The sequence below is a fragment of the Chloroflexota bacterium genome, from assembly GCA_026706485.1.
In the GTDB taxonomy this organism is placed as follows: Bacteria; Chloroflexota; UBA11872; order UBA11872; family UBA11872; genus JAJECS01.
The window spans coordinates 243,981-257,595 of record JAPOYR010000010.1 but is presented as its reverse complement, the minus strand read 5'-3'; the positions used below and the strand labels follow the sequence as shown (position 1 = coordinate 257,595).

At 66.9% G+C, this 13,615-nt stretch carries 12 protein-coding genes; 3 read left to right on the top strand and 9 right to left on the bottom strand.

Translation table 11 applies throughout. From position 1 onward, the window contains the following. Nucleotides 1-207: 207 nt before the first annotated feature. A complete protein-coding gene (locus tag OXG79_08775) occupies nucleotides 208-960 on the top strand; it encodes an ankyrin repeat domain-containing protein (GenBank protein ID MCY3783864.1) in 753 nt (250 codons plus the stop codon). Nucleotides 961-1,133: 173 nt separating this feature from the next. Here the strand turns inward: OXG79_08775 and OXG79_08770 are convergent, their stop codons facing one another. The 8 genes from OXG79_08770 to OXG79_08735 form a co-directional block, all read right to left on the bottom strand. After that, nucleotides 1,134-2,159, bottom strand: coding sequence for a Gfo/Idh/MocA family oxidoreductase (locus OXG79_08770; GenBank protein MCY3783863.1), 1,026 nt, complete (start codon nucleotides 2,157-2,159; stop codon nucleotides 1,134-1,136). 43 nt (nucleotides 2,160-2,202) lie between these two features. Next, nucleotides 2,203-2,814 carry an ureidoglycolate lyase gene (locus tag OXG79_08765; protein ID MCY3783862.1) on the bottom strand — a complete coding sequence of 204 codons (612 nt, stop codon included), beginning with the start codon at nucleotides 2,812-2,814 and terminating at the stop codon, nucleotides 2,203-2,205. Between the two features lie 60 nt (nucleotides 2,815-2,874). Further along, complete coding sequence (locus OXG79_08760) at nucleotides 2,875-4,002, bottom strand: Gfo/Idh/MocA family oxidoreductase (protein MCY3783861.1); 1,128 nt, start codon at nucleotides 4,000-4,002, stop codon at nucleotides 2,875-2,877. Nucleotides 4,003-4,122: 120 nt separating this feature from the next. After that, nucleotides 4,123-5,121 carry a sugar phosphate isomerase/epimerase gene (locus OXG79_08755; protein MCY3783860.1) on the bottom strand — a complete coding sequence of 333 codons (999 nt, stop codon included), beginning with the start codon at nucleotides 5,119-5,121 and terminating at the stop codon, nucleotides 4,123-4,125. 32 nt (nucleotides 5,122-5,153) lie between these two features. Then, entirely contained in the window at nucleotides 5,154-6,353 is a 1,200-nt protein-coding gene (locus OXG79_08750; GenBank protein ID MCY3783859.1) for a sialidase family protein, read from the bottom strand. Nucleotides 6,354-6,636: 283 nt separating this feature from the next. Beyond that, nucleotides 6,637-7,803 carry a sialidase family protein gene (locus tag OXG79_08745; protein MCY3783858.1) on the bottom strand — a complete coding sequence of 389 codons (1,167 nt, stop codon included), beginning with the start codon at nucleotides 7,801-7,803 and terminating at the stop codon, nucleotides 6,637-6,639. Between the two features lie 54 nt (nucleotides 7,804-7,857). Continuing rightward, entirely contained in the window at nucleotides 7,858-9,057 is a 1,200-nt protein-coding gene (locus OXG79_08740; GenBank protein MCY3783857.1) for a sialidase family protein, read from the bottom strand. Nucleotides 9,058-9,069: 12 nt separating this feature from the next. Then, complete coding sequence (locus OXG79_08735) at nucleotides 9,070-10,278, bottom strand: sialidase family protein (GenBank protein ID MCY3783856.1); 1,209 nt, start codon at nucleotides 10,276-10,278, stop codon at nucleotides 9,070-9,072. Between the two features lie 248 nt (nucleotides 10,279-10,526). Here OXG79_08735 and OXG79_08730 point away from each other — a divergent pair, with 248 nt between their 5' ends. Then, on the top strand, nucleotides 10,527-11,495 hold the full coding sequence (locus tag OXG79_08730) for an ABC transporter permease (GenBank protein ID MCY3783855.1): 969 nt from the start codon (nucleotides 10,527-10,529) through the stop codon (nucleotides 11,493-11,495). Nucleotides 11,496-11,514: 19 nt separating this feature from the next. Further along, nucleotides 11,515-12,486: an ABC transporter permease gene (locus OXG79_08725; protein ID MCY3783854.1), complete on the top strand. Its 972-nt coding sequence runs from the start codon at nucleotides 11,515-11,517 to the stop codon at nucleotides 12,484-12,486. 143 nt (nucleotides 12,487-12,629) lie between these two features. On the opposite strand, the gene OXG79_08720 is transcribed toward OXG79_08725, so the two are convergent. Next, entirely contained in the window at nucleotides 12,630-13,568 is a 939-nt protein-coding gene (locus tag OXG79_08720) for a dihydrodipicolinate synthase family protein (GenBank protein ID MCY3783853.1), read from the bottom strand. Between the last annotated feature and the right edge of the window lie 47 nt (nucleotides 13,569-13,615).

The following is a 13,615-nucleotide window of genomic DNA, read 5'->3' as shown; positions in this document are numbered from 1 at the left end:
GCGACCCCTGAGCCGTCGCCCACGCCTACCGTGGCTCCCACGGCTGCGCCTCAACCGTCCCCCACACCTCCCGCGTCCCCGACGGCGACGCCCCGACTATCCCCCACACCCACTGGTATCCCGGCTGGCACGCCCACGCCAACGCCTTGCTCTGGCGCTGTGGCCGAGGGGTACTGGGTAGCTGACTCATTCTGGAGCTTTGCCGTCGTGTCCGAAGTAGCCGCCGCGTTGGATTGCGGGGCGGACATCGAGGCGACAAGTCGCGATGGCTGGACGCCGTTGCATAAGGCGGCGGCATGGAGCAACAAACCAACGGTCGTCGCGCTGCTGCTGGACCGTGGCGCCGACCTCGAGGCGACGGATGACGAGGGATGGACGCCCCTCCACGCGGCCGCGGCACACGCCAGCGTGCCAGCGGTTGTCGTGGAACTGCTGGACCGCGGCGCCAACATCGAAGCGCGAACGGCAGAGGGCAACGTGCCCTTGCACTACTCAGCCCTCAACGAGTCGTCCACGGCCAACATCGCGGTGCTGCTGGATCGCGGCGCCGACATCGCCGCGGCGGACGATGACGGCTGGACCACCCTGCACTTTGCAGCCGCCCTCACCACTGACCCGGCGGTCATCACCGAGTTGCTGGACCGGGGCGCAAGTCTCGAAGCAAGAACCAATGCCGGTGAGGTGCCCTTACACCAGGCCGCCGCCCTGAATACCTCGATCACCATTCTCACCCTGCTGCTGGATCTCGGCGCCGATATCGATACAACGGACAACGACGGCTGGACGGCCCTGCATTGGGCGACGGTGAACGACAATCCGTGGGTGGTTCGCACGCTCCTCGAACGCGGAGCGAACATGGCGGCCGTGGACAACGCCGGCAGCACCCCCGTACGCATCGCCATCTCCAGCAACAACTCAGCGGCTTTGAATATCTTTCGGGAATTCGGCGCCGGCGGTTAGGCGAGCGCCGCGGACGCTCAGCCAAACGGCCTGCCGGAAGAAGGAATGCCGGACCGTAGGGCCGATCTGCATCAAGCTGGGAAATCCTTCGGAGGCCTCGAATCCGTATGACCGCGGCGAAGGCCGCCGACCCTCGCACCACGATTCGCAGATTGATGCCAAGCCGCCAGCTCTTACCAGGGCTCCCGTTCCAGCGGCTCCAGCACGACCTCGCGGCCGGTGACGCTGGAGCGCTCGGCCGCGAACAAGATTTCCATGATGTGGCGGCCGTAGGCGCTGCTGGCCGGCGGCCGGTCATTCGTCGCGATCGCGGTGGCGAAGTCGCGGTACTGCTCGGCAAAGTCGTTGATGGGCTCGATGTCCAGATCGCGCCACGCGCCGTCCTGTCCCGCGCGCACCCGGCCGTGCCGTCCGGGGTCGCTCATCCAATCCAGTTGCAGCCGCCCCTGGGCGCCGTGGACGTCGACCAGACCCGTCTCTTCGGGACCGCGTGAATGGGCCACCATGATCACCACGCCGGCGACCCCGTTGGCGTATTGGATGAGCGCGGTGGCGGTGTCCTCCCCCGACAGGTAGTGCATGTACGCCCCGAGAACCGCCTTCACCGACACCGCCTTGGCGCCGATCAGATGCGTCACCCAGTCGACCATGTGGGCGCCGTCTCCGAGCCATTGGCCGCCGCCCATGGCGCGGGTCCGCATGCGCCGGTCGCGGTGCTCATAGGGCAGCTTGGCGCTCACGAGCGCCAGAACCTGGATGACGGGGCCGAGGGCGTTGGTGTCCAGGAAAGCCCGCGCCGTGCGCATCGCCGGCCGATATTGGCCGGTGAGGCCGATCTGCAGGAGTCGACGGTTTCGCGCTTCGGCCTCGATCATGCGGTCGCACTCGTCCATGGTGACGGCCATGGGTTTCTCGACCAGCACGTGCTTGCCGGCGTCCAGGGCTTCGACGGTGACGCCGGCGTGCAGGTGATGGGGCAAGAGGATCCCCACGGCCTCGACGTCCGGGTCGGCCAACAGATCGCGGTGGCTGGCGTAGACCTTGGGAATGCCGAAGGCCGTGCGGCGCTCCTCGCGTCGCTCGGCGACAGGCTCGGCACCGGCCACGCAGCGGGCCAGGCCTTCGGCCTCGAGCAGGGCGAGGCCCTCCAGGTGCGCGGAGGCGATGCCGCCCAGTCCAATCAGCCCGATCTGGAGCATTCTGGGTGCCTTTCCCCCGGCGAGGGCGCGAGTGTACGCGCGACTAGGCGTGCGGCGGGTTGCGATCAGGCGCCGCGGCCAGCGCGCCGCTGGGCGTGTGGGCGTAACCCTCGCCCGCCGGCACGTCGAACACCAGGTCGAACACCAGGCCGAGGTCGGTGTCCAGGTTTGCCCGCACGGTGTCGTCGCTGACGTTGGCCGTGGCGGGGTCGACACGCTGGGTCACGTAGGCGAAATCGGCGAACGGCGTGAGGGGATAGGCATAGCGCAGCCACACGCCGCGGTGAATCACCGCGCCGCGTCCCGGCTCCAGCAGAAAGGCCTGGGCGGCGTCCACGTCCGGTCCGCCGCTCGGATCATCCGGAGCGACCACGATCGCGCTCACGCCGCTGACGGGAATGAGCGTGACGGTGCTATCCGGGTGCTTTTGGAGGAATTCGCAGCGGTTGCCGCGGTAGTAGTACCGCAGGCTGCACATATAGGCCGCTTTGGGGAACTCCAGCTCCTTGTGCACCCAGAGAAAGCCCAGATTGCCCGGCGAGCGGTTCAGGCTCGGGGCGTCGGCCGTTTCGGGCGCGATCACCGCGCCGAACGGGCGGAACGCCATTGCTTCCAGCGGGCGGACGGAGAGCGGGCGCACGGTTAAGTCGGGCACCGGTGAGTCCTCCGGCCGGCAACGTTTCGGCACCTTGCCACAGGTGGACCGGTGTGTCGCCTAGGCCGACTCTTCGATTGACGCCGGCCGGACGGGGCGACCCTCGGCGGCCGACCGGCACAGCGCGATGTGCGTGCGCATGGTGCGCAGCACCTGTGCCCCGTTCGCCCACGGCTCGCGTCCCTCGGCAATGGCCTGCAGGAAGTCGGCGCGGGAGGCCAGGAAGGAGTCCGGCATGAGGGAGTAGTGCAGCGGCAGCTCGACCACGAGCCCGCGTGGGGTGTGCGGCCCGTAGCGCAGCGTCGGTCGCCGCATCGTCGCGGGCGGCGGCGCGCCGGCGTCCTGGCGACCGTCGACGCTGGCGCGCTCGCCCACGGCCACGAAGTCCATCTGGCGCCGGTGGCGCGTGGCGAAGTCAAAGAGGATCGTGGCGTTGGCGCCGTCGGCGAACCTGAGCGTGCCGCTGAACACCGAGCCCACGCCATCGACCCGACGGCTCCAATGCGCGTAGACCTCCTCCGGCTCCTGCTCGAACCAGGTCAGCAGGGTGTCGGCGGCGTGGACCACGTTGTCGTACGCCGCGTCGAAGGCGTTGGTGTGCTGACGCCCGACGGCGGAGTGGTAGAGGTATGAGGCCGAAATCAGCGGTCCCGTCACGCCGGCCCGGATCAGCGACCGGATGCCAAAGGGCACCGGCGCGAAGCGCGTGTTGTGGTCGACCGCGAGGGTGACGCCGCCGCCCTGGGCCGCCTCGACCATGGCCCGGCACTGGGCGTAGGTGGCGGCGAAGGGTTTGGCCATGAGCACGTGGATGCCGCGCCGGGCGGCTTCCTCGACCGCGGCGACGCGCGCAGGAGAGAGCCCCACGTCCCAGCGAATGTTCACGTCCGCCACGTCGAGATCGACCGCGTCGAGCATCTCCCGAAAGTCCGCGAACACGTGCGTGATGCCCCAGCGCCGCTGCACGGCGGCGCGCGCCTCGGGGTCGGGATCGGCGGCGGCCACGGGGGTGATCCCGGCTTGGCGATAGGCCGGGAGGACCGAGTTGTGCACCACGCGACCGGCGCCGATGAGCCCAATGCGCAGGTCTTGCGGGATCGGCTTGCCGAGCGAGGGCGGCGTCAGCGGAACGGCTGTGATTTCGTCGAGAGCAGCCGGCGGGGGCGTTTCCGGCTCTTGGAGGATCATGCGTGTCTTCGCCGGAGGCCTTGGCAGAATCCAGACAGGCGAAGGATTGCCGTGTGAATCCCGCGAACTTCCCGGTTCAGTGAAGGGTGGATTCCCGCCTTCGCGGGAATGACGGAGGGGTTACTCAAGGGTCGCCACGATTGGTTTCACGTAGGCCGCGGCTTCCCGCACGCCCTCCGCGTAGCTCTGATAGGGATCCTCGTTCTCGAGGCTCAGCGCGCCGCAGTAGCCAACGTCCCGCAGCGCCTGGAAGAACGCCGTCCACACATCGTCACCGTGCCCGCGGCCCACGGTGCGGTGCACCCAGGCGCGCGGGGCGTCTGCGCCGAATGCGCGTCCGTCCAGCACGCCTGCCGTGGCGAGCTCGTCGGTCACGAGCTGCGTGTCCTTGACGTGCACGTGCGCCACCGAGTTGCCCAGAGCGCGCACCACCGCGGAAGGATCCATGCCCTGCCAGAAGAGGTGGCTGGGGTCCACGTTGGCGGAGATGACGGGTCCCACCGCTTCGTGCAGCCGATTGAACGTCGGGACGTTGTAGACCAGGTGCATGGGGTGCAGCTCCAGCGCCACGTGCTCGATCCCGCGGCTGGTCGCATAGCCCGCCAGGTCGCGCCAGAGGCCCACGGACGCTTGCCAGTGGCGCTCGCGCAGGGCGACCGACTCCTCGGGCCAGGGAAAGCTGACCCAGTTGACCGTGCTGGCCGCCGGACCGTCGCCGCCCGTGCCGGACATGCTGATGACGGTGCGAACGTCCAGCAGGCTGGCCAGCTCGATGGTGCGCCGGATGAGCCGCCGGGCGCGCCCGCCGATGCGTGGGTGCAGCGGCATGCCGGCGGCATTGAGCGCCGCGATCGAGAGTCCACGGTCCGCGACCATGGCGGCCAGCTCGCGCCGCAGGCGAGGATTCGCCACGAGTAGCTCGGCCGCCGCCGGCTGACCGGCTTGCGTGATCTCGACCACCGCGGCGCCAATTTCGGCCGCCAGGTCCAGTGACGCCTCGAATTCGGCCCGGGTGACGGTGGATCGTTCCCAGCGCGGCTTGGCCGCGCCGGCGCTCGACTCCACGTCGATCCGCCCATGCGTCGCCGTGAACAGGCGAACCAACAGGCCCAGCCGCATGGCTAACGCTCCGCTCGGTGCAGCAGGGGCGGCTAGGACGCCGGGCTCTGCACGTCGATCACGGCGCGGCAGATTCGCTGCGACGGCAAGCCGATGGTTCCCAGCTCGCGGGTGAAGTCCGAGTCCGAGTAGATCACGTGCAGCCGGTCGTCCCTGTACATCTTGGAGGTGTAGGAGCAGCCGCCGCGCGTGTGAAAGGCGAAGGGCGTCTCCCAGTGTTCGCCGTTGCCGTCCAGGCTCAGCATCACGTGCGTGACCTGCGGGTGTCCGTAGGCCCCGCGCCCGGAGGCGCAGGCGAGGATGCCGTTGGGCAGCAGCGTCAGCCGCGGCTTGACGGCCTGCCAGCCAGTGTTGGTGGGCTCGGACCAGGTGCGGCCGCCGTCGGTGGAGCGCGACTGGAACATCGGCGAATAGCTGCCGGTGCGCATCACGCAGAGGATGTCGCCGTTGGCCGTGACGACGAGGTCGGCCTCGTCGAATCCCTCGTCTACGGCGCGATCGGCGTGGCCGTAGATGGGCTTGACCTCGCCGGCGTCGAACTTGTGCACGAAATCCCAGGTGTAGCCCTGGTCGCTCGAACGCACGATGAAGACGCCGATGCGCGTCTTGCGGATTCGTCCGCGGGTGTCGGTGGACCACTCGTCGGCCGGCAGCAGGTCAACCCACTCCAGCGCCGTCAGGTAGTCGCCGTTGTCCAGCTCGATGAGCGAGCTGTAGGACTGATACGAGGCGCGCTCGAACGGGAGATCTCGAACCTTGAAGGTGTGCTTTTCCAACGGCTCGCCGGCCGTGGACCAGCGCCGCCAAAGGAATGTCGGGTTCTCGACCTGCCCCACTTCGTGATAGGAGCCTGAGGTGCGGTCCTTCCAGCGATCCGACATCTCCACCGTGTCGTGGTCGATGTACACGATGGTGTCGTCGCGGGGGTATCCCAGAACGCCGGATGCGAACTCGATGCCCTTGCGGCCCGTTGCCGGGTGGACGTAGACCATCGGGTGATCGTCGGGCGCTTCATGCCAGGTGGCGCCGGCGTCGTCCGACACGGCGAGCTCCAGCGGCTCGTGGCCGCCGTGACGCCCGTGGTGATAGCTCAGGAACATGTGGTCGCCTTCGAGCTCCACCAGGCCCGGGAAATTGATGACCGAGTCGGTGGTCTCGAACCAGGTGTCGATGCGCTCGACGCTGATCGACGCGGTGCGGCCGTTTCGCTCGTAGGTGGCTTGCCGCAGCATGGATGCAGCTCCGGATGTTGGGCCTGGAAATGCTAGCCCCGGGGCTCGGTGCGTGTCGAACCTCGGAAGCGTCGATTCGGGCTTGTGACGGCGATCAGGCCGGAGCCGCGGGTGCTTGATTTCCGGCGACGGTTATCGCGGCTCTAGATTCCTCGCTGGGCTCGGAATGGTGGGGAGGGGACGCACACGAAGAGTTCGTGTCGGCACGGAGGTGACGGAGGGGTGGATTCCCGCGTTCGCGGGAATGACGGAGGCGGCGCGACTGCGCCGCCTGAGTCTCCGTCTAACTGTCGTGGAGGCGCACGTCGATGACGGCGCGTCGAATGCGCTGCGACGGAAGGTTGTGCGTGCCGAAGGGCCGGGTGAAATCGGAGTCGGAGAAGACAACGTGCAACTGCCCGTCGCGGACCAGCGTGGAGGTGTAGGAGCACCCCGGACCGGTGTGGAAGCAGAAGGGCGCTTCCCAATGACTCCCGGTGCCGTCGAGGCTGATCATCACGTGCGTGACCTGCGGATGGCCGTAGCCGCCACGGCCGGCGGCGCAGGTGAGCACGCCGTTGGGCAAGAGGTTGAGCCGCGGCTTGACGCCCTGCCAACCGACCGGATGCGGCGCTCCCCAGGTGTGCCCGCCGTCGGTCGAGCGCGTCTGCCACATGGGTGAGTAGGAGCCGGTGCGGTTGACGCAGAGGATGTCGCCGTTGGCAGCGACAATGAGGTCGGCTTCGGTGAGCCCCTCGTCGACGGGGCGGTCGCCCCCGCCATAGACCAGGTTCAACTCTTCGGGTCGGAAGGCGGTGACGAAGTCCCAGGTTCGGCCGCGGTCGCGCGACCGGACGATGAAGGTCGTCATGGTGATTGCCCAGCGGTGCCGGCCGTCGTCCCGGATTTCGTCGGTCTTCCTGGGTGGGCCGACCTGGGCCTCCATGGCGGCGAGCAGGCTGCCATCGTCGAGGTCGAGGATCTTGGCGTAGGTCTGGTAGGAGGCGGTGTCCCACGGCAGCCCGTCAATCTTGAACTCCAGGCTGTCGATGGGATCGCCATTCGAGCGCCAGGTGCGCAGGCGAAACGTCGGGTCGTCCTCCTGCATCACCAGGTGGAACGGGCCGACGTGCTTGTCCCACGTGCGCCGGTTGGCCTCGACCGTGTTGTGCTCCAGCCGCATGATCGTGCCGTCGCGGAGATATCCCAGACTGCCGCCGCCGAAGTCCATGCCGGGCGGCGGGTCGCCCCAGGTCTCGCCGTCGTCGGTCGAGAAGACGTCGCGCTTGGGCTCCACGTCGGCGATGGCGTGCTGCGAGCGGCTGAAGCGCATGAAGAGGCAGTTGTCGGCGAGCTCGATGACGTGGGGAAAGTTGAGGATGACCTCGGTGTCTTCCTGCCAGGTGTCGATGCGCTCGACGCTCAGGGTCGCGGTGCGCTGGCCATCGGTGTAGGTGGCGGACTCGATCATGGGGATGAACCTCCTGCGCGGTGACGGCGCGGCGTAGTCCCGGAATCCAGTCGATCAATCATCGAGAACGGAGACGTCCAACACGACCCGGCGAATGGTCTGCGACGGCAGCTGATTGGTGCCCATGTCGCGGGTGAAATCCGAGTGGGAGTAGACCACGTGCAGCCGGTCGTCGCGCTGCATGGTGGAGGTGTAGGAGCAGCCCGGACCGGTGTGAAAGGCGAACGGCGCCTCCCAGTGACGGCCGGTGCCGTCCAGACTCAGGGTCACATGGGTCACTTGCGGATGGCCGTAGGCCCCGCGACCGGCGGCGCAGGCCAGGACGCCGTTCGGCAGCAGTTCCAGGCGCGGCTTGACGCCTTGCCAGCCGGTGTTGACCGGCGTCGACCACGTGCGCCCGCCGTCCTCCGAGCGCGACATGTGCATGGGCGAGTAGGACCCGGTGCGGAACATGCAGAGGATGTCGTCGTTCGCGAGCCTGACCAGGTCGGCCTCGTTGAAGCCTTCGTCCAAGGGTCGGTCGGCGAGGCCGTAGGTCGGCTTGAGCGCATAGGCGTCGAAGGCGTGGACGAAATCCCAGCTCTTGCCGCGGTCGCTGGAGCGCACGATGAAGACGCTGGTGATCGTCTTGCGCACACGGCCATTGGGCAGGGTCTGCCACTCGGACTCGGGCACGATCCTGACCCACTCCAACGCCGTGAGGAAGTCGCCGTCGTCAAGCTCGAGCAGGCGCGAGTAGCACTGGTACGACGCTCGTTTCCACGGGATCCCCCGCACCTTGAACGGGAAGCTCTCGATTGGCGTGGCGTCGCCGGTCCAGCGATGGAAGCGAAAGGTGGGGTCTTCTTCCTGGAACTGGTCGTGATACGGCCCGTGCGCGCGGTCGTATCCCACGGACAGCGCGTGCTCGGTGCTGTGGTTGATGCGCACGAAGGAGCCGTCGCGCAGGTGGCCGGTTACCCCCGAGTCATGGGTTTCATTGATGAGGCCGGTCCGCGCATCGCGTGAGAGCAGGGGAAAGTCGTTGGGCAAGCGCCGCCAGCTCGCGCCCGCGTCGTCGGAGAGGTAAGCCCACGTGGGTTCCTCGCCGCCGTGGCGGCCGTGGTGGATGGTCATGAAGAGCCGGTCGCCGTCGAGCTCGACGACGCCGGGAAAGTTGATGATCGATTCGCGGTCTTCCAGCCAGGTGTCGATCCGATCGACGGAGATGCGCACGGAGCGCGAGCCGTCGGTGTATATGGCGCTTTCAATCATGCGTGCCTCCGATTAGCCATCGTGGGTTTCGACATTGATCACTGCGCGCCGGATGCGTTGCGAGGGCAGTTGGTGGGCGCCCATCTCGCGGGTGAAGTCGGAGTGCGAGAAGACGACGTGCAGCTGGTCGTCCTTGACGAAGGTCGTCGTGTAGGAGCACCCGGGTCCCGTGTGGAAGGCGAAGGGCGCCTCCCAGTGGTTGCCGGTGCCGTCGAGGCTCAGGGACACGTGCGTGATCTGCGGGTGCCCATAGCCTCCCCGACCCGAGACGGCCGCCAATACGCCGTTCGACAAAAGGTGAAGCCGTGGCTTCACGGCGGGCCAGCCCATGTTTTCAGGCTCGGACCAGGTTTCGCCGCCGTCGGTGGAGCGCGTCTGGAATATCGGCGAGTACGAGCCGCTGCGCATGATCAGCACCAGGTCGCCGTTGGACGCGATCTCCAGGTCGGCTTCGTCGAATCCTTCATCGACGGACCGGTCGTGCGGGCCGTAGACCTGCTCGTGCTCCCACGGATGGAACGCCTCCGTGACTTCCCAGGTCTGGCCGTTGTCGTGGGAGCGGACGATGCACGCCGAAAATCGCATGTTGTAGTGAGGGCGGCCGCGGCGGTCCACGCCGGGGAGGCGCGGCGGCGCGCCGGCGAGCACGCCCATGGCCGTGAGCAGCTCCCCGTCGCCGAGCTCGAGAATCCTGGCGTAGTTCTCGTACGACCCCGTCTCCCAGGGCGTGTTCTGCAGGGTGATGAGGCGGTTCTCCAGCGGCTCGCCGGACGCGCTCCAGCGACGCCAGCGAAACGTGGGGTCGGGCGTTTGCATGATCGCGTGCATCGGGCCTTCGCGCCGGCTCCACGCGCGCTTTTCGAGGTCGGCTTGGTGAACGTCGATGTGGGTGATGGTGCCGTCCCGCATATAGCCGCGGTTGCCACCGGCGAAGGTGAGGTAGTTCTCACCGGTCAGCGGGTGGGCGTCGAGGAACGGGCTGTCGAGCCCCTGCAGCGTCCAGGAAGCGCCGCCGTCCTCGGATAGGAACGTGCGGAGCGGCTCGCCGTCCCAGTCGCCGTGACGGGCATGGTTGGCGCTCAGCACCAGCCGATCCCCGTCGAGCACGACGATTCCCGGAAAGTTCACGATGGTGTCCGTGTATTCGAGAAGCGTGTCGATGCGCTCGACCGAGATGGAGGCGCGTCGGCCGTCGCGAGCGTAGGTGGCCGTGGTCAGCATGGGCCTGAGCTCCTTCGAGCCCTGCCGGGCTGCGGAGGCTTCGCAGCCCGAGTACACCACGACGGCTCGCGCCGCGCGAATCCTAAGCGTGCGAGGGTGATCGCGTCCCGGAGAATCCTCTGGTTGTCAGGCGTGCCGTCGGCGGTGTTGCCGGTCACAACGTGAATTGAGTAGCATGCCCGTACTCGCGACTCTTGCGTGCAGCGGACGCGCTACTCAGGGACCACGCTTCGGCGTGAAGGGATGACATGACCCAATACATCATCCGACGCGTTCTGATCTCGATTCCGCTGATGTTCTTGCTGTCGCTGACCTCGTTCATCGTCTTCCAGCTCGCACCGGGCGACCCGATTCAGGCGTTGATCGATCCCGAAGAGATGCTCTATATGGGCCCGCACGAGATCGACGAGCTTCTCGCCCAGTACGGACTCGACAAGCCGGTACCGGTGCAGTACTTCCTCTGGCTGAAGGAAGCCATCCAAGGCAACTTGGGCTACTCCATCCAGACGCACAATGTTCCCGTCCTTGAACTGATCCTCGACCGGCTGCCGCCGACGATCAGCTTGATGACGGCCACGGTGGCGGTGGGCCTGGCCCTTGGTCTGCTGTTTGGCGTGATTTCCGCGCTCTACCAGTATTCGCGCCTGGACTACACGCTCACGATCAGCGCGTTCTTCATGCTGTCGGTGCCGGAGTTTTTCTTCGCCCTGATGGGCATGTTCATTTTCGCGGTGACGCTGGGGTGGTTCCCGACGTTCGGCATGTGGACGCCCGGTGGCGAAACCGGCATTAACTGGGACCTGCTGCACCACGCGGTGCTGCCGGTGTTCGCGCTGGCGATGAATGACATCGCCGGCCTGATGCGCTATGCGCGTGCGTCCGTGCTCGACACGATCTCCGCCGACTTCGTGACGACGGCCCGGGCCAAGGGCCTCAGCGAGCGGCTGATTCTCTGGAAGCACGTCTTCCGCAACGCGCTGATCCCCATCGTCACGCTGATTGGTCTGCGGCTGCCGGTGCTGTTCGGCGGCGCGTTGATTGTCGAAACGATCTTCCGCTGGCCGGGCATCGGCTTGCTGGGCTACACGGCCCTCTTGCAGCGTGACTACCCGGTCATCATGGGCGTGCTGATCATCTCGTCGGTGATTACGCTGGCGGCAAATCTCCTTACGGACATTGCGTACGCGTGGGTCGACCCGCGGGTGCGCCACACGTGAGTCAGGAGCGAAGGGGCGCATGAGCACCGAGAGCCGATCCATGGGCGCAGCCGCCTCGCAGAGTGGCGCGGGCATGTCCCAGGCGGCTGCCGATCTCGCGGCCGACGACGACCTGATCCATCTTCCGCCGGAGCTGTCGCCGTTTCGGCGGGCGATTCGTCGATTCCTCTCGCACAAGCTGGCTCTCGCAGGATTCATTTGTCTGATCAACATGGCGCTGCTGGCCTCCGCCCAGGCGGTCGTCTCGCCGTTTGACCCCGAGAAGCCGCACCTGTTCAAAGTGAACCGGCCCCCGGACACCGTGAACTGGATGGGGACCGATCAAGTCGGACGTGACGTGTTCAGCCGCATTCTGCAAGGCGCGCGCGTTTCGCTGTCGGTGGGCATCGTGGCGGTTTCCATCTACGTCGTCATCGGGTTCATCATCGGATCCATTGCAGGGCTTGCCGGGGGCTACATCGACGATGCGTTGATGCGGTTTACCGACTTCGTGATGACCTTTCCGACGTTCATTCTCATCATCATCCTGGCCGGTATTACTGGACCGAATATTTTCAACATTATGGTAATTATTGGAATCTTCGGCTGGCCCGGCCTGGCGCGGCTGTTCCGCGGCAACATCCTGGTGATGCGCGAGTTGGAGTACGTCATGGCGTCGCGCACGCTGGGTGCCAGTCAACGGCACATCATCGCGCGCCACATCCTGCCGAACATCGTCGGTCCGGTAACCGTGGCCATCACCCTGGGCGTGGCCGGCGCGATTCTGGCCGAGGCCGGGCTGAGCTTCCTCGGATTCGGCGTCACCGAACCCGCCGCAAGCTGGGGATCCATGATCAACAGCGCGCGTGGCATTGCCTTCCTGGCCGGATTCCCGTGGCTGTGGATCGCTCCGGGTGCCGCGATCAGCATCGCGGTGCTTTCCATCAACTTCATGGGTGACGGCTTGCGCGACGCCTTCGACGTGCGCGGGCGCAGCCAGTCGGGCGAGTAGCCGCTAGCTCCAGACGCTCGATCGTCCGAGCCCGAAGGCCTTCCCACCGAGGTCAGTGGTCCTGTGCCCGTGACGCTCTTGTGGCCTGGGTGCCGTTCAATTCGGCAATACCCGGCTCATTCGTCGGGCTGCCGCGATGTCTCCTAGCCGGCGGAGGTCCCCACCAGCCCCAGTCGCTCGAGTTCTGGCTTGACTTGCTCGAGGTCGGACTCATCCGCCGACGTGTGCGGCAGCCGCAGGTGCCGCGACGCGATGCCATTCAGTTCCAAGCACGCGCGCCAGAGCGACTGCCACCCTCCGGGGAATGCCTTGCCAATGCGGACGACCTTGGGGTGGCCGGACAAGTCGAACAGTGGCGTCTCGATGTCCCGCACCACACTTGCCGCGTCCGCAATGTCGCCCGATTGGAGCGATTCCCAGAACCGCCGACCGACGTGCGGCGCGAAGCTGGTGGACCAGTCCATGAAGCTGCGGCAGCCGTAGGTCCACTGCAGCATGTGGCGCCCGAGCTTGCCGCCGCTCATGAATTTCCAGTGGCCGTCAAACTCTTCGATGGTCTGCACGGCGTAGGCGTCCGTGCCGTCCTCCTTCATGCAGCAGATGTTCGGCTCGTCCACCAACCGATGCAGCATTTCGTGCGGCGGAAAGCCGACGACCATCACGGGCATGACCGCCGCCACGGCCTTGTAGTGGGCCGCCATGCCGACGGGATCGCCGAGTTGACCCGACGGCGCCGCCATTACCACGTCGGCGCCGACCTCGCGCGCGTAGTGCGCGAATTCGACGGACTGGGTCGTGGCCCATAGACCGGTCGCGGCGACGACCATCGCGCGTCCAGCCGTGCGCTCCACGACGAAGCGCGTGATGTCCGCCACCTCCTGCTCGCGCATGTAGGCGAACTGACTGTCGCCGATCGTGAGCAGCGCGACCTGCGTCCCGCCCGCGATGCCCGTCTCGATGATGTTGGCGACGCCGTCGTAGTCGATCGGGCCGTCGGCCAGAAAGCTGGTGGGAATCGACATCACCGGGCCCTCGAGCTGTGTTTTGATCTCGTCGGGCGTCATTCGGTGCGGCTTGACCATGCGCGGTGCTCCCGGCGGGGGACTCCGCAGCGTATCCCAAGGATTCC

What these genes read in the sequence shown, in the direction of transcription:
- OXG79_08760 (MCY3783861.1), bottom strand. Translation starts at nt 4,002, where the DNA reads ATGATCCTCCAAGAGCCGGAAACGCCCCCGCCGGCTGCTCTCGACGAA.
- OXG79_08725 (MCY3783854.1), top strand. Translation starts at nt 11,515, where the DNA reads ATGAGCACCGAGAGCCGATCCATGGGCGCAGCCGCCTCGCAGAGTGGC.
- OXG79_08735 (MCY3783856.1), bottom strand. Translation starts at nt 10,278, where the DNA reads ATGCTGACCACGGCCACCTACGCTCGCGACGGCCGACGCGCCTCCATC.
- OXG79_08740 (MCY3783857.1), bottom strand. Translation starts at nt 9,057, where the DNA reads ATGATTGAAAGCGCCATATACACCGACGGCTCGCGCTCCGTGCGCATC.
- OXG79_08755 (MCY3783860.1), bottom strand. Translation starts at nt 5,121, where the DNA reads ATGCGGCTGGGCCTGTTGGTTCGCCTGTTCACGGCGACGCATGGGCGG.
- OXG79_08730 (MCY3783855.1), top strand. Translation starts at nt 10,527, where the DNA reads ATGACCCAATACATCATCCGACGCGTTCTGATCTCGATTCCGCTGATG.
- OXG79_08770 (MCY3783863.1), bottom strand. Translation starts at nt 2,159, where the DNA reads ATGCTCCAGATCGGGCTGATTGGACTGGGCGGCATCGCCTCCGCGCAC.
- OXG79_08745 (MCY3783858.1), bottom strand. Translation starts at nt 7,803, where the DNA reads ATGATCGAGTCCGCCACCTACACCGATGGCCAGCGCACCGCGACCCTG.
- OXG79_08750 (MCY3783859.1), bottom strand. Translation starts at nt 6,353, where the DNA reads ATGCTGCGGCAAGCCACCTACGAGCGAAACGGCCGCACCGCGTCGATC.
- OXG79_08720 (MCY3783853.1), bottom strand. Translation starts at nt 13,568, where the DNA reads ATGGTCAAGCCGCACCGAATGACGCCCGACGAGATCAAAACACAGCTC.